Origin of the sequence: Paenibacillus sp. FSL R7-0216, from assembly GCF_037969915.1 — a bacterium.
Classification (GTDB): domain Bacteria; phylum Bacillota; class Bacilli; order Paenibacillales; family Paenibacillaceae; genus Fontibacillus; species Fontibacillus rhizolycopersici.
The window spans coordinates 992,214-1,012,688 of sequence record NZ_CP150222.1 but is presented as its reverse complement, the minus strand read 5'-3'; the positions used below and the strand labels follow the sequence as shown (position 1 = coordinate 1,012,688).

The following is a 20,475-nucleotide window of genomic DNA, read 5'->3' as shown; positions in this document are numbered from 1 at the left end:
ATCTGCCTTTCCCGCCTTTACTCCGCCTTAACATGACTGGAGAAATCCGGGGTATTCGGTACGATGTGGATGAATGTCTTGCCCGGCACCATTGGCAGCTCCACGTTATCTTTGATGAAGCGGATGATGTCACCGTCCTTGCGGATCCATTCGGCCCGAGTCACTTTGCCTTGCTGGAACAACATCGCTTCACCGCCAAGCGACAGTCCGACATCCAACCGGCCAACGTCGTCCAATACCTGATGGTCCGCCCCCATGACAATCACGTTCGCGGCAGTTAATTGCGCTCCGCTCTCCAGATCGGTATGCGGCTCGCCATTGATGGACCGTTTATACTGCCCGGTCGCGGCATCGTATAAGTAACTTACCCGGTAATTGTCCAGTTGAAATTTAATCTCCACGTTGTTGGCCGTCTCCAGGGAAATCGGTTGTTCGTTCTCCTTATAAAAAGTGTACGCAGGTACTGCCGTCTCCTCCGTCGCATACCCGCGCTTGGCGGCACCTTCCAGGAGCTTCTCCACGTTGGAATACAAATTATGCGGCGCTTTCCGGGACTTGTCCCGCCAGAAGAAAGAGCCTGCATTCGTGATCTCGTCCAGATCCTCCTTGTGTTGCCTTTGCAGAATCGCATAGGCGTCATTGCTTGCTCCGGCATGCACCAGCACGCCGCGGTAGCTTTCGCCCAAATCGATCATATAAGGGCGGATGCTGCGGATCGGACCGATCTTGGCATTGTCCGGCTGACTGTGGAAGATCGATATCAGCCGCGTGACTCCGCCTTCGGCCAGCACCTCATAGACGACGTCTGCATCGATCAAGCCCGATTGCGGGCGGGCCGCCGGCGCATTGTTGATCATGATGGCGAGCGGTCTGCGAGTGAGCGGCTCCTCCAGCGGCAGCCCCGTCAGCGGGGCGGTATAAGCGGGAGTCGCCGGTTCGGACGGCGTGGTCTCCTCCGGAACCGCCGTTTGCGGCGGAGCAATACCGTCCGCAGGAGGGACCGTTTCACCGCTCTTCCCGCAGGCGGAGAGCAAAACGACGAGCAGCGATACAAGCAGCAGCCAACTTAACTTCGATGATTTCAAAGGCATATCCTCCGTCATAATTCCTGAGTTTTCTACATTATACGTTGAATCGCCGATCTGGGGGAAGCCAGAACCTCACTTCTTTCCATGACGAATCCGATATTGAATAAAATTTAAAATAATAATTGAATGTTTTAAATTTAGACCCTAATATGAATACTAAAGGATAGGAGAAAATTTCCACGAAAAAGAACGAACACTGTCACCGCCTATAGCGGAAAGGAGATGTAGATATGATCGTAAAATGGTTAAGGGAGAGTACGATTGCTTCTGTGCTGCTCTTGCTGGTAAGACTTTACGTAGGTTATGAATGGCTGACCTCGGGGTGGGGGAAAGTGACCGGCGGTTTTGATGCCGCTGGATTTCTGACGGGAGCCCTGGAGAAGAGCGGCGGCGAACACCCAGCCGTGTCGAGTTGGTGGGCTTCGTTCCTTGAACACTTTGCCGTACCGAACGTCGGCTTGTTTAATATCTTGGTACCTTATGGCGAGGTCCTCGTCGGACTTGGCCTCATCCTCGGCACCTTTACTTGGCTGGCTGCCTTCTTCGGCATGGTCATGAATTTTGCCTTTTTGTTCTCGGGCACGGTGAGCTCGAACCCGCTGCTGCTGCTGCTCCAAATCTTTATCGTCGTGGCCGGTTCGAATGCCGGGCGGATCGGTTTGGACTACTTCATCCAGCCTTACTTCCGTAAGAACTTCGGACGACGGCGTTGACCTCGCTCCAGCCAGAAAAAAGCGCAGACCCCAAACCTTGGGTTCTGCGCTTTATTTATTAGGACCGGTCTCTTCGTTAGCCGGAAGAAGTTTTCCATCCATTAACTGCCGCCGAACCTCCAGCAGTTTAAGCTAAGGCTGCCGTACTGATAATCCTGAAACAGCTTCACAGCCTGGCGCTCGTCGTCCGCAGCCCCCATGGCGTACAGCAACGGCGCAAAATGCTCTCGTCCGTAAGTCGGTATCGCCATTCGCACATGCGGAGCTTTGTGGTCATAATCAAACAACTGACGCAAGTCCCAGCTCTGAAGCTGCTGACCCACCCAATCGTCGAATTCAACCGCCCAGGCTTCCGGTTCCCGCGCTTCCCAATCCAGAAGGCGAAGATTGTGGACCAATCCGCCGCTGCCGATGACGAGAATGTTCTGATGCCGTAGCTCGGCCAGCATCTTGCCGATGGCATATTGTTCTTCAGGTTCGCGTTTGGCGTCCACGGATAGCGCTACTACCGGGATCTCAGCAGACGGAAACAACAGCTGCAAGACAACCCAGGCCCCATGGTCGAGTCCTCTACCCTCCGAAGGCTTATACGGCAAGTTGTGCGCTCGAAAGATCGCCTCAATTTCTTCACTCAGCTCGGGACTGCCCGGAGCCGGATATTCGATCGCATACATTTCTTCCGGAAAACCGTAGAAATCATGCATCGTCGTATGCCTCGTGTCGGTCGTGACCCCTTGTACTGGATCATCCCAGTGAGCTGAGAAAATCACAACGGCTTTGGGTAGCTCCAGCGTTTCTTGGCCCAACTGACGTAGAAATTCCGTATACGCGTTTTGCTCAATGGCCAAAGTAGGCGATCCGTGTGCAATAAACAATGCAGGCTGAGACATCAGCTCCCAAACCTCCCTACGCCAAAAAATGGTTACATCTTCATTGTATCCATCCCGGAAGGATTTTACCAGTTTTTGTGTATCCGAGTCGGGTGCATGCCTTCTCCCCCAGCTAACTTATATCATCCAATGCTGCCATTCGGTTTGCTTGGCTTCCAGACCACCGAGCCATTCCTTCGTCTTCCGGATCACTTGATGCTGGTGCTCGCCGGACGAGAACGTGTGATTGCCCTGAAAAATAATCTCTTTATCGCAGCGCCCCTCGGGCCGCATCCAGAACACCTTTTGATACAAGAAGGCGTAATCTGCCGGAATCGTATCATCCGAAGTCCCATGCACCACAAATACGTCGCCGTTGAATTTCACCGCTTCCTGGAACGGCTGAAACTCGCCAAGTGAATCGAAGAAATTTGGCGTCAACCCAAACCCCAAATAATCCGCGGCCCCGTGCTTCACCGCCCGGTCATACAGCTCGCGCCCGGTGATTTTAACGATATCGCTGAACGGATAGCCAACGGCCGACCATAGGACAAGGTTCTTCACGCGCCGGTCGCGGTTCGCGGTCAAGAGTGCGATCATCCCGCCGAGGCTATGCCCGATTAGCGTCACCCGCGTCGGATCGATATCGAAAGCCCCGAGACCATAGTCCAGTACCGTCCGGGTCTGGGCGATCATCGATTCGACGCCGTGCTCGCCGTAATTCCCGCTGCTCTCGCCGCAGCCGAGGTAATCGAAACGAAGCACAAGGAACCCGTCTGCCGCCAGTTCCCTTGCGGTCTTGACGAATAGACGATCGACGCCGATGCGACTGCCTACGAATCCGTGGCAGATGACGACTAGGGGAGCGCGGTTGCAGCGCCCCCCTTGTTTGTTCTCGGCCGGGTAATGTATGCTGGCCGCAAGCTGTTCTTCTCCATGATTGATGACGATCTGTCTTTCCATATCCCCGTCTCCTCCCCGTACTCCGGCAATGAATCGTATAGTTTAGTATTCCAGTAAAATCCGATAAGTTTAATGTGATTTAAGCTTATCTTATCATTACCGGAACCGGAGTGTCAATCGGATCGCCAACGGGATGCACTAATCCCTATTCATAAGATTGACGGAAATAAGAATGGGTCGTGACCCGGCCCTCCCAGTCTTTCATAAATTGGTGATTGCCCATATGACCTTCGTCGCAGGCCTCGTCATCTCCACACAACATGTCGCCATCCTCGGCGGTATCATTCGTCACGACTTCTTCCAGGCTGCCCCGGGAGTTGCTGTTCAGCAAATACCTCCGGGTCAGCTCCGATTCATATTTTCCCACTGGCTCTGCCTCCCGCAACTGATAAATGTACAGGCCGCTTCATGGCAACAGATCTCACCTTTTTCGCCGGCACCTGCCGTTGTACTTATGCTGTAGTTTTTGGAGGATCGGACGCTTTTTATTCCTTGTTCAAGGAATGTTCATAATCCATTAGTTCTGTTCCACTGCCGATTCAGCCCTGCCATGGTCCCTTGCGAATCGGACAAACTATGCAGTATACTACGGAAGAAACTGGGAGGAGAGATACTACCATGTATATCCACGAAATGATCGGCGAGACAAAACGGTTGCGGCAGCAAATGACGCCGGATAACGAAGCGTATTTCGGGGAGATGGTCTTGTACTTCCGTTCCGGCGCAAGCTCGCTTACTGAAGCCAAAGGGGAAGAGATCCTGCTGGACCTGGCCCGGCAAATCGTCAAGAACCAAGCCAAGGGAGTCTCGGCGACAGAACTTTTCGGAGCCGATCCGAAGGCGTATTGCGCGGAGATGGAAGAGGATGTGCAGAGACGGAAGCCCCGGACCCTGAAGGACAAAATCAAATATTATACGATGATTCCCTGGGTAGCCTTGACCTGGGTCTTCTTTATTTATATGATCACCGGGTTTTTCAGCAAATGGTTTGGCGGAGAACTGGAATATACGCAGATCAGCAGCTCCTCGCTGCTGATCATCGCCGGCTTGTCGATCGTACTCATCGAACTGGTCACCCGCTTCTTGGGCAACAGCTCCAAAGCTGCGGACGGCAAGGAGGAATCCGGAACACCGGGAGCTGGGCCTTCCTCCGGCCCCGGGGGGTTCAATCTCCGGGCATTCGGTACTTATATCGCGGTAGCCGCCGTGCTGATCATCGTTGGCACCTTGCTGAACCGGATCATGCCGGCCTTCACCGTATCCCCTTGGGATAGCCTGATCGTATTTGTAGTAGGATTGGCCGGGCAAATTTTCTTCTTCGGACGCCGCTCGAAGAGTTAATCCATTCAAAAAACCGCAGAGTCCGCCCCCTTAAAGGAAGGAAGGCGCGACCTCTGCGGTTTTTTCGTGAAATCTTAAATTTGGACCCGTTTACGGAGCAGATAAGAGATGACGTAAATCATCAGGCCAGCCAGAACAACCTCGAACAGGAGCGGACCCAGAGACATGAAGTTCAACGCTTCCGCGGTCTCTTCCGAGGTACCGATACGAATCGTTCCGTAGTTCAGCATCGTCGTATCATTCCCTCTAAAGAGCAGGCTTTCCAGCCAAGAGATCCCGTTTTGGATCAAGAAAAAGGAGATAATGCCGACCCATGTTCCAGCTTTGCCCTGAATGCTCACGCTGGCGCCAATCGTGATGGAGATAAAAATCGTTAGGATCAGCAGCGTATACACCCAGATGATACTTAAGACCATCAAGATCACGTCCTTCACGCCAACCAACTCGATGCTCACGAAATCGATGGGAACCTGAGCCAGCGAAAGATACAACGCCGCATGAGCCCCGATAATGACCACGATCATCAGCGCCACAAGCCAGCTGAACAGCAGCGAGGACAAGATCGTCCAGATGGGATGCAGCGGGAGCAACCGACGATGATACGCCTTAATGCTGCTTGCGAACGTTTTGCACGCCTGGACGATCATGATGATTGCGGCCGTAAGATAAAGCACGATGGTTAAGACGAAGATGGCTTCTGGATCCCAATGGCGAAGATTACCCGCAATCGATAGCAAGCCTTGCACGATCACCAAGACAGCGGCCAGCCCCAACAAGGTATTGGCATTTTGCTTGATATCGTACTTCAATAGTTTCATCATTCTGCAAACACCTCTCTGAACATGTCATCGACGCTTTTGCCATATTGGATCCGCAAGTTCTCCACTTCCTCCTGCATGACAACCTCGCCGCCCCGGATAAAAATCACCTCATCGAAAATCCGCTCGATATCCCGCACTAGGTGGGTGGAAATTACCAGGCTGCTCTCCTCATTATAGAACTCCACGATGGCGTCCAAAATTTTGGCCCTGGCCACCGGGTCCACCCCGCCGATCGGTTCGTCGAGCAAATACAGTTTCGCATTTCTCGACAACGTCAGCGTCAGTTGAAGCCGCTCGTTCATGCCCTTGGATAGGGCGTTGATCTTTTCCTTCTCATGCAAGTTCATGAAGTCCAGCATCATGCGAGCCTTCTGCTCATCGAAATCCGGGTAGAAATCCCGGTAAAATCCCACGGCGTCCCGTACTTTCATCCAGGATTCCGTTAGAGGGCGATCGGGCATAAATGACACCAGCGATTTGGTCGCTAACCCTACGGGGGTTCCGTCTACCGTGATTTTACCGCCAGAGGGGTGGATCAGGCCGGCGGCGATTTTCATCAACGTGCTTTTTCCGCTGCCGTTCGTGCCGAGCAGGCCGACGATCTTCCCTTTACCGATGCTGAAGGACACCCCGTGCAACGCTTTTTTGCTGCCGTACGATTTCGATACGCCTTGCACTTCCAATAATTGTTCCATTGCTGGTTGCCCTCCTCCCTAGTGTTGATCGTCCGATTTCATAGCGTCAGCGACCAGCGCTGCAATATCTTGATTGGTAAAACCCAGCTCCTGCATTCCCCCAATAAAACGGTCAAGCAGTTCCCCGGCCATTTCTTTTTTAATATTCATAATTTTCGATTCCTCACTTGTCACGTATCTTCCGAGTCCCCGTTTCGTTTCCACGACGGTTTCACGCTCCAATTCCTGAAAAGTCCGCTGCACGGTATTCGGGTTGATCTGCAGCTCAGCTGCAAGTTCGCGTACGGATGGGATTTTATCGCCGGCCTTCAATCTGCCGGTGACGATTTCTCTTTTTAAATAGTTCATAATTTGCAGATAGATCGGCAGATTATTGTCAAATTCGATGCTCACCTTTCATGGCTCCTTTCCGCCGGATGTCGCTAACGTGAATCATTCGGTCAAGCGACATCTCGTTTTTTAAACGTAACAAAGCTGACTGCGAGAAACAAGACTAAATAAGCGGCGATCACCACGGAGGAAAAGGTCAACGTCATGCCGGGCATCGGTGGATTCCCATTCGTGTAAACCGACAAATCGGCGTTAGCAAAGATCAAGTATTTTGCGAACTCATATCTCGAAAGCAAGACGACAACCAATTCCTCCAGGACAACGAGGAACATCCCGATGCCAATCGTCGCTCCCGATGAACGCGTTAAGATGCTGGCAAGGAAAGTGATCGTAACATAGACGAGCGTATAAATGACTTGATATAAGGCTCCACTTAGGACATCGTTCCAGCTGGTCTCCTGCGAACCGCCGAATCCGAAAACCAGCCCTCCGCCGAGCAGGGCTATCGCAAGCGTAAAGACGAAGATTGACAAAATAAACAACAGCACGGCTACGTATTTGGAGGCTAAAATCCGGCTGCGGCTTTGCGAGCGGATCAGCAGCAGCTTGATGGTTCCGAGACTGTGCTCCTTCGCCACGATGCCCGCCGTACAGATGATAACCAGCAAAGTAAGCATTTGACCTAAACCGTTTCTGGATATCGCCATCCCGGCAAATTCAAGGAACGACGGCAACTGATCCGAGTAATTGTACATCATATATAGCATCCCGGCGATAAACGCGGCAATTAGTACATAGGGGACTAGAAAGCTGCGTTTCTTGGACATCTTCAGCCATTCGTTAACGACAAGATTGGTAAAACTACGCAATTTGGTTTCCTCCCGTCCATTTCAGGAATTCATCTTCCAGCGACGCTTTGACTTCCTCGATCCGGTAAATCGCGATCCCTTCGCTGCCCAGCGCGCCAACTACGCGCGGAATGTAACTGTCGCGAACCGAGATCGTCACCTCTCCCCGTTCCGGAGATACTCCCATCATACGGATTTCTTCCATCCGAACGAGTCTAGCCTTCGCGGCTTCCGTATCGCCGACCCGGAACGTCACGTTCACCCGTTCCTCCGCCTTCTCCGCTGCTTCGCCGAGAGTACGTTCCGTCACGAGCTTCCCTTCCTGAATGACGACCACGCGGCTGCACATCAGCTCCATCTCCGCCAGCAAGTGGCTGGACACGAGGACGGCAATGCCCTCCTCGGAGGCGATGCGCTTGAGATAGTCACGCATTTCCCGGATCCCCGCGGGATCCAGTCCGTTCGTCGGCTCATCGAGAATCAGGATCGACGGACGATGCAGCAAGGCCTGCGCGATGCCGAGCCGTTGACGCATGCCTAGCGAGTAAGCCTTCACGCGTTTGTTCATCGCCTTCTCCAAGCCGACCAGTCGGGTAACCTCTTGAATCCGCTCTTCCGTGATCCCTTCGCTCATCCGCTGATATTGCTTCAGATTGTCGTACCCCGTCATATACGGGTAGAACTCCGGATTCTCAATGATCGCGCCAACGTGGGCGATCGCTTTGGCGAAATGCTGCCGGACGCTGACGCCCTTCACTTGGACATCGCCCTCCGTCATGCCGATCAGGCCGACGATCATGCGGATCGTTGTTGTTTTCCCGGCCCCGTTTGGTCCCAACAAACCCACGATTTCTCCCCGTCGAATATCAAAAGACAGCTTATCGACGATCGGTTTGCTGCCGATTCTTTTCGTAACCTGCTTTACTGATAACACGACCGGTTCCCGCCCCGGCAGGTTACCCGCCGCGTCTAAGCCAGGCACGGTGTTTTCCATATGCTGAAACTGCGCGTTCATTTGATTCACTCCTTCAATGTGTCGGTGTCATAGTTAAATAGTACACTAGTGTGTTGGTATTGTAAAGCCTAATTTCAAAAATATTCAGGGCGAGCCTCTGATTCGGCAATCTCCGTCAACGCTAACGGAACGTCGTGACGTTATTTTCAATTTCCCGCGTGGTTTCCCAAGCTAACGGAACGAGGTGACCTTATGGGGTACAAAACCGTCATAACCACCGCGATTCGAACCATATAACGCCTCTCAGTTCCGTTAGAAATTGGCGAGGGCTTTTTCCTCGCAAAATAAGGTCTCTACGTTCCGTTATACACGAAGCTGCACACCAAAAAAGCCCTCCTCGACTTCTGTCGAAGAGGGCTTCTCGCCATACTATTTTTTGCTAAAACTCAAATCAGCAAATTAAACAAATTCAAATCCCGGTTGAGCTCGGTATAGGCGATCCCTTTTGCGGTCATGCGGCCAACCAGCCCTTCGTAATCCGCTTTGTCGCTCAGCTCGATGCCCACCAAAGCGGGACCGTTCTCCTTATTATGCTTCTTGGTATACTCGAACCGCGCAATGTCGTCGTTGGGACCCAGCACCTCTTCAAGGAACTCGCGCAGCGCTCCGGCACGTTGCGGGAAGTTGATCAGGAAGTAGTGCTTCAACCCTTCGTAAATCAACGAACGTTCCTTCATCTCCTGCATCCGGTCGATGTCATTGTTACCTCCGCTGATCACGCAAACGACCGTCTTCCCACGAATCTGATCGCGGTACATATCCAGCGCGGATACCGGCAACGCCCCGGCCGGCTCCACGACGATGGCGCTGTCATTGTACAGCTCCAGAATCGTTGTACATGCTTTGCCCTCCGGTACTTGGACGATGTCATCCAGAATGTCCGCGCAAATTTCGTAATTCAAGTCGCCAACCCGTTTGACCGCGGCTCCGTCGACGAACTTATCGATCGATTCCAGCGTCACCACTTGCTTCTGCTTCAAAGCTTCCGTCATGGAAGCCGCACCGGACGGTTCAACCCCGATGACCTTCGTCTCCGGGCTAACCGTCTTGAAATACGTTCCTACACCGGATACCAACCCGCCGCCGCCAATGGTCACAAAGACGTAATCAGCCGGTGCCGTCAAACTTTCCATAATCTCCATACCAATCGTCCCGTTCCCCGCGACGATCTTCGGATCGTCAAACGGATGAATGAACGTCATGCCGCCTTCCCGGCAAGCTTTCATCGCCTCCGCATAGGCATCATCGTAAGTGTCGCCGATCAGAACGACCTCCACATGTTCCCCGCCAAATCTTTTGACTTGCTTGACCTTCTGGTTCGGCGTCGTGCTTGGCATATAGATCTTCCCTTGAATCCCTAGCGCGTTGCAAGAAAATGCCACGCCCTGCGCATGGTTACCGGCGCTCGCGCATACGATACCCTTCTCCAGATCCTCGGGCTGCAGGCTGCGAATCATGTTATACGCCCCACGGATTTTGAAGGAGCGAACAACCTGCAGATCCTCTCTTTTTAGATAAACGTTGCATTCGTATTTGGCTGATAAGGTCGCATCGAGCTGAAGCGGCGTCCGGATCACCACTTCCTTCAGTATGTGATGCGCTTTGACGATGTCTTCCATGCCTACCGTTTGTCGTTCCGCCTGATTCATCTATTTCTCCTCGCTTTAACTCAGTTCTCTCATTCTATTAAAGTTACACCTGAAACCGCCTCCGGTTCAAGTTATTTTGCACGGCGGCAGGCAAACGCCCCTCCAACGGGAAACATCCCGCTTTGGAAGGGCGCCTGGTTAACCTTCTTTTTTCGCTTTTTTGTGTAATAAGCGGTCATCGGTATGGCCTTTGGAGTTTTTCTCTTGGGAGAGCTCGCTCAGTTCCCATTCCATCGTGCCGTACACCGGGTCGGAAGGGAACTCCTCGCCCTTTTGCAAATATTCCTCGCGTCCCAGTTCGTCCCGGTATACGCCGTCGACTTCCACTTCTTCGCGTGAAACCGGTAGCATTTCCTTCATTTTGTCGCTCATGGTGATGCCGCCTCCCGATAGAGAATTGCGGGGAATCCGTTGAACTATCCCCAATATCCCTTAACATGCACGAATCGGAAGCGGATTATCCTTGTCTGGCACCCTAGCTAATGATCTAAACCAATGCCTTCGCAGCGATGTCCGTACGTTGATGCTTGCCTTCGAACGCGATAGATCCTGCCGCTTCGTACGCTTTGTCCCGGGCCTCAGCAATCGTCTTGCCGAGACCCACAACGCCAAGTACGCGCCCGCCGTTCGTGACCAGTTCGCCGCCCTTCCCCCTAGCCGTTCCGGCATGGAACACCAGCGCACCCGCAGCCCCCGCCTCGTCTAGACCCCGGATCGGCAAACCTTTCGGATACGAAGCCGGATAACCGCCGGAAGCCAACACGACGCAAACCGCCGCCTCGTCGCTCCATTCGATCTCCGCTTGATCCAACGTCCCGTTTACGGCTGCCAGAAAAATGTCGAGCAGATCGCTTTTCAACCGGGGCAAGACAACCTGGGTCTCCGGATCGCCAAAGCGAGCGTTAAACTCGATCGTCTTCGGTTTACCGTCCGGTGCGATCATTAAGCCGGCGAACAATACGCCGCGGAACGGCCGTCCTTCGGCAACCATTGCCTTGGCGGTCGGCCTGATGATCGTTTCGATCGCCTCTTCGATGATCGAATCCGCGATATGCGGCAGCGGGGAATAAGTACCCATGCCGCCGGTATTCGGACCTTTGTCGCCGTCATACACCTGCTTGTGATCCTGCGCCGCGGCCATGGGACGGACCGTTTCCCCATCGACAAACGACAGGATCGACATTTCCTGCCCTTCGAGGAATTCCTCGATCACGACCTGGCTGCCGGATTCGCCAAACACTTTGTCGATCATGATGCTCTTCAGCGCCGTTTCCGCTTCCTCGCGGGTAAAAGCGACCGTCACGCCTTTACCTGCCGCAAGCCCGTCGGCCTTGATGACGATCGGCACCGGGCGGCTTTGGAGATAAGCTAGAGCCTGCTCGTAATTGTCGAACTTCTCGTAGGCGGCGGTAGGGATGTTATATTTTTTCAGCAGATCCTTCATAAAAGTCTTGCTACCTTCGATATGCGCGGCATTTTTGCGCGGACCAAAGACCGGGATCTTCTTGGCCTCAAACACGTCCACAATCCCGTCCGCAAGCGGATCGTCCGGACCGACGACGACCAGGCCAATCCGCTTCTCTTCAGCAAAAGCGGCCAGCTTGTCGAATTCATTCACTTGAATCGGTACCAGCTCTGCCAGTTCCCCGATGCCCGCGTTTCCTGGGGCGCAATAAATCGTCCCGGCCTTCGGGCTTTTCGCCAAGCTCCAGCAAATCGCGTGCTCGCGCCCTCCGGCGCCAATCACCAAAATATCCATAGTCTCCTCCTAGATCAAACTTGGTAGAGCAACTTGATCGCGAAGTGGATTTCATCCACTTAATTGATTTTGCACTAACGTATCCACACCATTAAGTGGAAACCCTACATCTAAATTTAGCCAAAATAGAAATTGGGGCTGATTTTGCCCAAAATAAATGGAGGTTATCCAACTAAACAAGCAAAAACCGCTTGAGTTCGGCAAAATAGTTGGAGGTATTCCACTTAGTTCAAGCCAACCGGTCAAACGAACGACATACCACTACGTAAAACAAACGGCAGGCCGCCGCAGCGGTCTGCCGTCTGACTCCGGCTTAGTGTTTGAAATGGCGCACGCCGGTGAAGACCATCGCGATCCCGTATTCGTTCGCGACTTTAATCGACTCCTCATCCTTCACGGAGCCGCCCGGCTGGATGATCGCGGTAACTCCGGCCTTGGCGGCCGCCTCTACCGTGTCGCCCATCGGGAAGAAGGCATCCGAGGCTAGAACGCTGCCCTTCACCTTGTCGCCCGCTTGCTCGATCGCGATCTTGGCCGCACCCACGCGGTTCATCTGCCCCGCGCCGACGCCAACCGTCATATCGTCCTTTGCTAACACGATCGCATTAGACTTCACATGCTTAACGACTTTCCAGCCGAACAGCAGTTGCTTCAACTCCGCATCGGTAGGCTTACGGTCGGTCACGACCGTCAAGTCAGACTCCTTCAGCGAATGCACATCGCTTTCCTGTACGATCATGCCGCCATCGATCGAGGTGACAACGAACTGGCTGCTGCGGCTCGCGCCCAGCTCCAGGCCACCCAGCTTCAACAGGCGGATATTCTTCTTCTTCGTAAGGATCTCCAGCGCTTCATCCGTAAAGCCCGGCGCCAAAATAATCTCCAGGAAGATTTCCTTCAATAGCATCGCCGTATCAGCATCAATGATGCGATTGGCCGCAACAATTCCGCCGAAGATCGACACCGGATCGGCTTCGTACGCTTTTTGGTAGGCTTCGAGCACACTCGCGCCAACTCCGACGCCGCAAGGATTCATATGCTTGACGGCCACGACTGCCGGCTCCTCGAATTCCTTGACGATTTGCAGTGCCGCGTTAGCATCGTTGATGTTATTGTAGGAGAGCTCTTTCCCGTGCAGCTGCTCTGCTCCGGTCAAGGTGTCGGCCGCCGCCAGCGGTTTGCGGTAAAATGCCGCTTTTTGATGCGGATTCTCGCCATAACGCAGGTCTTGGATCTTTTCGTAGGTGACGGTATACCGTTCAGGCAACGGATCGCCATTTACCTTCGACAAATAGTCGGAAATCAGGGCATCATAAGCCGCCGTGTGGCGGAAAACTTTGGCCGCAAGCCGTTTGCGCGTCTCAAGCGTTGTATCGCCGCCCGCACGCACCTCATCCAACACCGTCCCATAGTCGGCGGCGTCGACAACAACGCTGACGAACGCATGGTTTTTCGCGGCAGAACGAAGCATCGTGGGTCCGCCGATGTCGATATTTTCGATCGCGTCTTCATAAGTGACGTCCGGCTTGGCGATGGTTTCCTGGAATGGATACAGGTTCACGACCACCAGGTCGATATAATCCAATCCCAACTCCTTCATCTGCGCTTGGTGTTCCTCGCTGTCGCGAACCGCCAGCAGCCCGCTATGAACCGCAGGATGCAGCGTTTTGACACGTCCGTCGAGGATTTCTGGGAACCCGGTTACGTCGGAGATGCCGATGACCGGCACTCCCTCTTTCGCCAGCAGGTTTTTCGTGCCCCCTGTCGAAATGATTTCCACACCTAGCTGCGACAGCTCGCGGCAAAAATCCACGATGCCCGTTTTATCCGACACGCTCACGAGCGCTCTTTTTATACTCACAATCGGCTCCTCCTTTATTTTGGCGAATCATGCCCCCGATATTTCTCGGGAAATATCGAAACCTCTCCACATGTTCCTTAAGCGATCCATTTCCTCCGAAAATCCTGCAATCAAGCGCGTTCAAAAGGTTTCTATTCCGACAGAATGGTGACTTTTCTGCCTTCCAACCGCACTTGGTTTGTAGCAAACCACGACACGACCTGCGGATATAAGCGTTGTTCCGCGTCATGGATTTTCGCTTCGAGCGAATCCAGCGTATCGTCTGGTGTAATATCCACCGCGGTTTGCGCAATCACCGCCCCGGTATCCATTCCGCCATCAACCAAATGCACCGTAACTCCTGTCACTTTCACGCCGTATTCCCAAGCCTGACCAATTGCGTCTTTCCCCGGAAAAGCAGGCAACAGAGACGGATGGATATTAATCATCCTGCCGGCATAAGGCTCTACCAACACAGAGGTAAGCAGCCGCATATAACCAGCCAGCACCACCAAATCGACGCCGCGCTTTTCCAGCTCGGCGGCGATTTCCGCTTCATAATCCTCGCGACGCGCGTACGACTTCGGGTTAAACAGATAGCATTCGACGCCAGCCCGGCGAGCCCGTTCGACGACGAAGGCTTGCGGCTTGTCGCAAACGAGCAGCACAATTTCGGCATCCAGATCCCCTGTCCGCGAAGCGTCCAGCAAGTTTTGAAAATTGCTGCCCTGCCCCGAGGCAAACACGGCGATCCGATACTTGGCGCCCATTAGACGTCCGCCCCCGCAAAAGTCACTACCCTTTGTCCCTCGGTCGCTTTACCGATGACGTAAGGCGTTTCGCCTGCTTGCTGTAGCGCTGCGATCGCTTGCTCCACCTGATCCTCAGCCACGACAATCACTAGCCCAATTCCCATGTTGAACGTCGTGAACATATCCCGAGGACTGACGTTCCCCTGCTTTTGCAGCAAGTCGAAAATCGGCAAAATCGGCCAAGACCCATAGGCGATCTCCACGTCTACCCCTTCCGGCAGCACGCGTGGGATGTTTTCGATGAATCCGCCACCTGTAATGTGAGCCATGCCCTTCACGTCCACCTGCTCTAGCAACGATAACACCGGCTTGACGTACAGCTTGGTTGGCGTCAGCAGCACATCGCCCAGCACCTCACCATCCAGTTCAGGGAGTTTGTCTGTCAATGCGTAGCCCGCTTCTTCCAGCAGGAGCTTTCGGACGAGCGAAAACCCGTTGCTATGCACGCCGCTGGACGCAAGTCCAATGACCGTGTCGCCGGGAGCGATGCGGCTGCCGTTCACGATTTTGCTCTTGTCGACGACGCCGACGGTAAAACCGGCAATGTCGTATTCGCCTTCGCTGTACATTCCCGGCATTTCGGCCGTCTCTCCGCCGATTAACGCGCAGCCCGATTGGCTGCAGCCTTCTGCGATACCCGCGACGATCGCCTCGATTTTCTCCGGTACGACCTTATCGCATGCCAGATAATCAAGGAAAAAGAGCGGTTCTGCCCCCTGCACCACGATATCGTTCACGCACATGGCCACCGCGTCGATGCCGATCGTATCGTGCTTATCCATGGCAAAGGCGATTTTCAACTTCGTGCCTACGCCATCCGTTCCCGAGACGAGCACCGGCTCCGCGTATTTGTCCTTATTCAGTCCGAACAAAGCGCCAAAGCCGCCCAAGTCGGTCATCACTTCCGGACGGAACGTCCGTTTGACGTGTTTTTTCATCCGCTCAACCGCTTCATTCCCGGCCGCGATATCAACGCCGGCTTTCTTGTATGCTTCAGACACGAGAGGGACCCACTCCTTTGGATTAGAGGTAGTTCAAAAAGTCATCTTTCGATCACGAAGTAAGTCAGTGAAGGTTATTCGGCGTCGAATCTTGAATTCAGCCGGGCCTTCCGTTGCTCACGTAGCCTCTGGCTACGCTGCGCTACTCAGCCCCTAGCTTCATCCAACCTTCTTGGTGCTCCAAACCTGACTTTTTGAACATGTATTAATCAAACAATTAATAACATGAACCGTGAGATATGCACGAAAAATCGAATACAATTCGTAGATTCAGTAAAATGCAACATCGAAACGCTCCATTGCCTTCAGCCGCAACCCACAAATAGCAGCACTCAGCATAGGCTTCCACCCACTAGCATGTGCAGCCAAACTTCTCTTCCCCGTCGAAATCCGTCCGGGTTGGATAATCGTTGTCAAAACAAGCCATGCAGAGGCCGCCTTTATAATCCTTGGCGTTCTCTCCACCTACCGCCTGGATCAGCCCCTGTGGGCTTAGAAACTCCAGCGAATCCGCATGGATCTCCCGGCAAATTTCTTCCACCGTTTTGTACGAGGCGATCAACTCGCCGCGGTCCGGCGTATCAATGCCGTAGAAGCATGGGTTCTTGAACGGTGGCGAGGTAATGCGAACATGCACCTCTGTCGCACCGGCTTCGCGCAGCAGATTAACGATCCGCCGCGAGGTCGTGCCTCGAACGATCGAGTCGTCGATCATCACCACGCGTTTGCCCTCCACGACACGGCGCACCGCGCTCAGCTTCATCTTCACGCCTTGCTCGCGCAGCTCCTGACTCGGCTGGATGAACGTACGACCGGTATATTTATTTTTGATCAGGCCCAGCTCGTAAGGGATGCCGGTCTGCTCCGCATAGCCGATGGCAGCGGAAATGCTGGAGTCCGGAACGCCGGTCACGACATCCGCGTCGACGAACGACTCCTGCGCCATCACCTGCCCCATCCGCTTGCGGCTGGCATGCAGGTTCGAGCCGTTCATGTCGCTGTCCGGACGCGCGAAGTAAATGTACTCCATCGCGCAAAGCGCCTTGCGGGCCGGCTCGGCGTAACGCTCCTCGCGAAGGCCGTCCCGGTCCAGCACCAGCATTTCGCCCGGCTGGATTTCGCGAAGCGTCTCCGCGCCGACGACCTCGAACGCGCACGTCTCGGACGAGAACAGGTACGCATCGCCGAGCCGTCCCATGACAAGCGGACGCAAGCCGTTCGGATCGCTGGCGGCGATCAGCTTATCGTTGGTCAGCAGCAGGAAGGCGAAGCCTCCAACCAGTTGACCCAACGCGTCCTTCGCCGCTTCGACGAAATCCTTCGGCGAGCGGGCGATCAAGTGCGCGATCACTTCCGTATCGCTTGTCGTTTGGAAGATCGAGCCGCTTTGTTCGAGCTGGCGGCGGATTTTCGGCGCATTCACGATATTGCCGTTGGTTGCTACCGCCAAATCGCCGTCGCGGTATTTGAAAATCAGCGGCTGCGCGTTCGTCAACTTGCTGTCCCCGCTCGTCGAATAGCGGACATGGCCGATCGAACGGTCGCCTCGCAACGAGGACAACTTATCGCGGTCGAACACTTCCTTAACGAGTCCCATGCTACGGTGATAATTGAAATCCGCCCCGTCGGTCGTGCAAATTCCCGCGCTTTCCTCACCCCGATGCTGCAACGCGTGCAGTCCGTAGTAGGACAGGGAAGCCGCTTCGGCATGGCCGAATACGCCAAACACGCCGCATTCCTCGCGCAACGTATCGAACGGATCCGTGTGCCCTGCCCCTTCGTTATAGTAGTCTCCGGTCCAAAGTCTCTGCGCTGGCATCATTGCATAAGACATGGAATGACATCCTCCCAGACGCGTTTCAACTGCTCCACCGGTTTGCTCAGAACCTCCGTCCCATTGACGGACACGCTCAGTTCCGAACCTTCCACGACCCCGATCCGCGCTGTAGGCACGCCGCGTTTCGCGAGCAGCTTCTCCAGCGGCTCCGCCTTCTCCGGCGAAGCTGACAGCAGAATCCGCGACTGCGATTCGCTGAACAACGCAAAATCGGAACGCAGCTCGCTCGCGACGTCAACCTTGGCGCCGATTCCGCCGCTCATGCACGATTCAGCCAAGGCAACGGCGAGGCCGCCTTCGGACAAGTCGTGAGCCGAACGCACGAGCCCGCCTTGGATCGCCGCAAGCACTGCGCCAAGCAGTTTTTTCTCCACATCCAAATCCAGTTGCGGCGGTCGTCCTTCCACGACACCATGCACGATGGCTTGCAGCTCGCTGCCGCCCAGCTCCGCTTTCGTCTCGCCCAAGAGGAACACGACATCCCCAGCCGCTTTGAATCCTTGCGTCGTAATATGATCCGTATCATGCACCAGGCCGACCATCCCCACGACCGGCGTCGGGTAAATCGCGCCTTTGGCGTTCTCGTTGTACAAGCTGACGTTCCCGCCGATGACCGGCGTATCGAGCACGCGGCAAGCTTCCGCCATTCCGTCAACCGACCGTTCCATCTGCCAGAAAATATCCGGCTTCTCCGGGCTGCCGAAATTCAGGTTGTCGGTAATCGCCAGCGGCTCCGCCCCGGAGCAGACGATGTTGCGCGCAGCTTCGCTGACCGCGATCCGCCCGCCAACTTCCGGATCCAAGTACACGAACCGTCCGTTGCAGTCGGTCGTCATAGCCAGCGCCTTACGCGTGCCATGAACCGTCACCACCGCAGCATCCGAACCCGGACGAACAGCCGTACTCGTACGCACCATATAATCGTATTGGTTGTATACCCACGCTTTGCTCGCGACGGAAGGCGATGCCAGCACTTGCTCCAGCGCCGCTCCCAAATCGCGCACCTCTTCGTAGCGGGTTGTATCTACCGATGCGTTTTGTTCATAATAAGCCGGCACTTCCGACGGCTTGTTGTAGATCGGACATTCATCCACGAGCGCCGTAACCGGCATGTCGCCAACCAAATCTCCGTGATGGAACAGCTTCAGACGTCCATCGTCCGTGACTTTGCCGACTTTTGCACAGATGACTCCCCAACGCTCAAAAATCTCCCGCGCCTGCGCCTCATCCTTCGGCTCAACGACGAACAACATCCGCTCCTGCGATTCCGATAACATCATTTCGTAGGCAGTCATGCCTTGCTCACGCTGCGGGACCTGATCGAGATACAGTTCGAGACCATTCCCGGCTTTGCTGGCCATTTCCGCGCTGGAACAGGTCAACCCCGCCGCACCCATGTCCTGGATGCCCAGTACGATGCCCGTGTCTATCAATTCGAGGCAAGCTTCCATCACGAGCTTCTCCATGAATGGATCGCCGACCTGCACCGCCGTCCGCTTCGCTTCGGATTCCTCCGTCAACTCCTCCGAGGCGAACGTAGCGCCATGAATGCCATCGCGGCCGGTTGGAGGACCCACGTAAAACACCGGGTTACCTACGCCCTTAGCGACACCGCGCTGGATTTTGTCATGATCAATCAGTCCCACGCACATTGCGTTGACCAGCGGATTGCCGTCATAGCTCTCATCAAACACGACTTCTCCGCCGACCGTCGGAATCCCGATGCAGTTCCCGTACCCCGCGATCCCGGACACCACATGCTCAAACAAATACTTCACCCGGTCGCTTTCCAGCTTGCCGAATCGGAGTGAGTTCAGCAGGGCAATCGGTCTGGATCCCATGGAAAAAATATCGCGAATAATCCCGCCCACGCCCGTCGCCGCGCCTTGGTACGGCTCCACCGCCGAGGGGTGATTATGGCTTTCGATCTTGAATACAACCGCTTGGTTGTCGCCGATATCGACGATCCCAGCGCCTTCGCCCGGCCCCATCAGCACGCGTGGACCGCTGGTGGGAAACCGCCGCAGCAGCGGCTTCGAATTTTTGTAGGCACAGTGTTCGGACCACATGACGCTAAACACACCGATTTCCGTATAATTCGGCTTGCGCCCGAGGAACCCGCAAATCAGTTCGTATTCGCTGTCGGAAACGCCCATCTGTTTGTAAATTTTCTGCTCCGCAATTTGTTCTGCATTTGGTTCCTTAGCGGACACTTGCTGACTCATGCCGATCCCTCCAAGCTTTCAAAATGGATGTAAACATCTTCTTGCCGTCCTCAGAACCAAGCAAGGAGCTTACCGCCCGCTCCGGATGCGGCATCATGCCGACGACGTTTCCGCGTTCGTTGGAGATGCCGGCGATATCGTCCACCGAGCCGTTCGGATTTTGAACGTATCGGAAAATAATCTGATTGTTCCGTTCCAACTGCTCTAGCGTTGCTTCATCGCAATAATAGTTGCCTTCGCCGTGCGCGATCGGAATCGTGATCACATCGCCCGGTGCATACAGCGAAGTAAACGGATTATCGTTGTTCTCCACGCGCAGCTCCGTGTCATGACAACGGAATTTCAAAGACTCATTGCGGCGCAACGTACCCGGAAGCAGACCGGCTTCCGTCAGGATCTGGAATCCGTTGCAGATGCCCAGCACATATTTACCTTCCTCCGCGGCCTTGGCCACTTCCGCCATCACCGGCGCAAAGCGGGAAATCGCCCCGCACCGCAAATAGTCGCCGTAAGAGAACCCGCCGGGTACCAGAATGCAGTCGTAAGCGGACAAATCGGTGGCTGTGTGCCACACATAGTCGACCGGTTCACCCAGCGACTCTTCCACCGCTTTGTAACAGTCGATATCACAGTTGGAACCGGGGAATACGAGTACCGCGAATTTCATGG

20 protein-coding genes are annotated in these 20,475 nt (G+C 54.4%); 2 read left to right on the top strand and 18 right to left on the bottom strand.

Annotation, left to right across the window (positions count from 1 at the left end):
• Positions 1 to 17: 17 nt before the first annotated feature.
• A complete protein-coding gene (locus tag MKZ15_RS04305) occupies positions 18 to 1,091 on the bottom strand; it encodes a DUF3048 domain-containing protein (protein ID WP_339820090.1) in 1,074 nt (357 codons plus the stop codon).
• 227 nt (positions 1,092 to 1,318) lie between these two features.
• On the opposite strand from MKZ15_RS04305, the gene MKZ15_RS04300 reads away from it, so the two are divergent.
• Positions 1,319 to 1,801: a DoxX family protein gene (locus MKZ15_RS04300; protein WP_155606671.1), complete on the top strand. Its 483-nt coding sequence runs from the start codon at positions 1,319 to 1,321 to the stop codon at positions 1,799 to 1,801.
• A 101-nt stretch (positions 1,802 to 1,902) separates the two neighbouring features.
• Here the strand turns inward: MKZ15_RS04300 and MKZ15_RS04295 are convergent, their stop codons facing one another.
• The 3 genes from MKZ15_RS04295 to MKZ15_RS04285 all read right to left on the bottom strand — a co-directional run bounded on the left by MKZ15_RS04295 (position 1,903) and on the right by MKZ15_RS04285 (position 4,000).
• Positions 1,903 to 2,691: a class III extradiol ring-cleavage dioxygenase gene (locus MKZ15_RS04295; protein ID WP_155606672.1), complete on the bottom strand. Its 789-nt coding sequence runs from the start codon at positions 2,689 to 2,691 to the stop codon at positions 1,903 to 1,905.
• A 117-nt stretch (positions 2,692 to 2,808) separates the two neighbouring features.
• Positions 2,809 to 3,633 (bottom strand): alpha/beta fold hydrolase, encoded by an 825-nt coding sequence (locus tag MKZ15_RS04290; protein WP_193415730.1) that lies wholly within the window; start codon positions 3,631 to 3,633, stop codon positions 2,809 to 2,811.
• Between the two features lie 145 nt (positions 3,634 to 3,778).
• On the bottom strand, positions 3,779 to 4,000 hold the full coding sequence (locus tag MKZ15_RS04285; RefSeq protein ID WP_193415731.1) for a hypothetical protein: 222 nt from the start codon (positions 3,998 to 4,000) through the stop codon (positions 3,779 to 3,781).
• A gap of 251 nt (positions 4,001 to 4,251) precedes the next feature.
• On the opposite strand from MKZ15_RS04285, the gene MKZ15_RS04280 reads away from it, so the two are divergent.
• Positions 4,252 to 4,974, top strand: coding sequence for a DUF1129 family protein (locus tag MKZ15_RS04280; RefSeq protein ID WP_339820085.1), 723 nt, complete (start codon positions 4,252 to 4,254; stop codon positions 4,972 to 4,974).
• A 74-nt stretch (positions 4,975 to 5,048) separates the two neighbouring features.
• Here the strand turns inward: MKZ15_RS04280 and MKZ15_RS04275 are convergent, their stop codons facing one another.
• The 14 genes from MKZ15_RS04275 to purQ all read right to left on the bottom strand — a co-directional run bounded on the left by MKZ15_RS04275 (position 5,049) and on the right by purQ (position 20,473).
• Positions 5,049 to 5,795, bottom strand: coding sequence for a hypothetical protein (locus MKZ15_RS04275; protein WP_339820082.1), 747 nt, complete (start codon positions 5,793 to 5,795; stop codon positions 5,049 to 5,051).
• Entirely contained in the window at positions 5,792 to 6,490 is a 699-nt protein-coding gene (locus MKZ15_RS04270; protein WP_155606677.1) for an ABC transporter ATP-binding protein, read from the bottom strand. Before MKZ15_RS04270 ends, MKZ15_RS04275 begins: the two co-directional genes overlap by 4 nt.
• An 18-nt stretch (positions 6,491 to 6,508) precedes the next feature.
• Positions 6,509 to 6,883, bottom strand: coding sequence for a GntR family transcriptional regulator (locus tag MKZ15_RS04265; protein WP_193415733.1), 375 nt, complete (start codon positions 6,881 to 6,883; stop codon positions 6,509 to 6,511).
• A 47-nt stretch (positions 6,884 to 6,930) separates the two neighbouring features.
• A complete protein-coding gene (locus MKZ15_RS04260; RefSeq protein WP_339820078.1) occupies positions 6,931 to 7,689 on the bottom strand; it encodes a DUF2705 family protein in 759 nt (252 codons plus the stop codon).
• Positions 7,682 to 8,683 carry an ABC transporter ATP-binding protein gene (locus MKZ15_RS04255; protein WP_193415735.1) on the bottom strand — a complete coding sequence of 334 codons (1,002 nt, stop codon included), beginning with the start codon at positions 8,681 to 8,683 and terminating at the stop codon, positions 7,682 to 7,684. The genes MKZ15_RS04260 and MKZ15_RS04255 overlap by 8 nt, the downstream gene beginning before the upstream one ends.
• 386 nt (positions 8,684 to 9,069) lie before the next feature.
• A complete protein-coding gene (gene ilvA / locus MKZ15_RS04250; RefSeq protein ID WP_339820076.1) occupies positions 9,070 to 10,332 on the bottom strand; it encodes a threonine ammonia-lyase IlvA in 1,263 nt (420 codons plus the stop codon).
• A gap of 138 nt (positions 10,333 to 10,470) precedes the next feature.
• Positions 10,471 to 10,704, bottom strand: coding sequence for a hypothetical protein (locus tag MKZ15_RS04245; protein WP_155606681.1), 234 nt, complete (start codon positions 10,702 to 10,704; stop codon positions 10,471 to 10,473).
• A 115-nt stretch (positions 10,705 to 10,819) separates the two neighbouring features.
• Positions 10,820 to 12,091, bottom strand: coding sequence for a phosphoribosylamine--glycine ligase (gene purD / locus MKZ15_RS04240; RefSeq protein WP_339820072.1), 1,272 nt, complete (start codon positions 12,089 to 12,091; stop codon positions 10,820 to 10,822).
• Between the two features lie 313 nt (positions 12,092 to 12,404).
• Positions 12,405 to 13,952, bottom strand: coding sequence for a bifunctional phosphoribosylaminoimidazolecarboxamide formyltransferase/IMP cyclohydrolase (purH, locus tag MKZ15_RS04235; RefSeq protein WP_339820070.1), 1,548 nt, complete (start codon positions 13,950 to 13,952; stop codon positions 12,405 to 12,407).
• A gap of 131 nt (positions 13,953 to 14,083) precedes the next feature.
• Positions 14,084 to 14,701: a phosphoribosylglycinamide formyltransferase gene (purN, locus tag MKZ15_RS04230; RefSeq protein ID WP_193415741.1), complete on the bottom strand. Its 618-nt coding sequence runs from the start codon at positions 14,699 to 14,701 to the stop codon at positions 14,084 to 14,086.
• On the bottom strand, positions 14,701 to 15,744 hold the full coding sequence (purM, locus tag MKZ15_RS04225; protein ID WP_193415743.1) for a phosphoribosylformylglycinamidine cyclo-ligase: 1,044 nt from the start codon (positions 15,742 to 15,744) through the stop codon (positions 14,701 to 14,703). Before purM ends, purN begins: the two co-directional genes overlap by 1 nt.
• A gap of 352 nt (positions 15,745 to 16,096) precedes the next feature.
• Positions 16,097 to 17,578: an amidophosphoribosyltransferase gene (gene purF / locus MKZ15_RS04220; RefSeq protein ID WP_339820064.1), complete on the bottom strand. Its 1,482-nt coding sequence runs from the start codon at positions 17,576 to 17,578 to the stop codon at positions 16,097 to 16,099.
• Positions 17,563 to 19,806: a phosphoribosylformylglycinamidine synthase subunit PurL gene (gene purL / locus MKZ15_RS04215; RefSeq protein ID WP_339820062.1), complete on the bottom strand. Its 2,244-nt coding sequence runs from the start codon at positions 19,804 to 19,806 to the stop codon at positions 17,563 to 17,565. Before purL ends, purF begins: the two co-directional genes overlap by 16 nt.
• Positions 19,784 to 20,473, bottom strand: a complete 690-nt coding sequence (gene purQ / locus MKZ15_RS04210; RefSeq protein WP_339820059.1) for a phosphoribosylformylglycinamidine synthase subunit PurQ — start codon at positions 20,471 to 20,473, stop codon at positions 19,784 to 19,786. The genes purL and purQ overlap by 23 nt, the downstream gene beginning before the upstream one ends.
• Positions 20,474 to 20,475 lie beyond the last annotated feature (2 nt).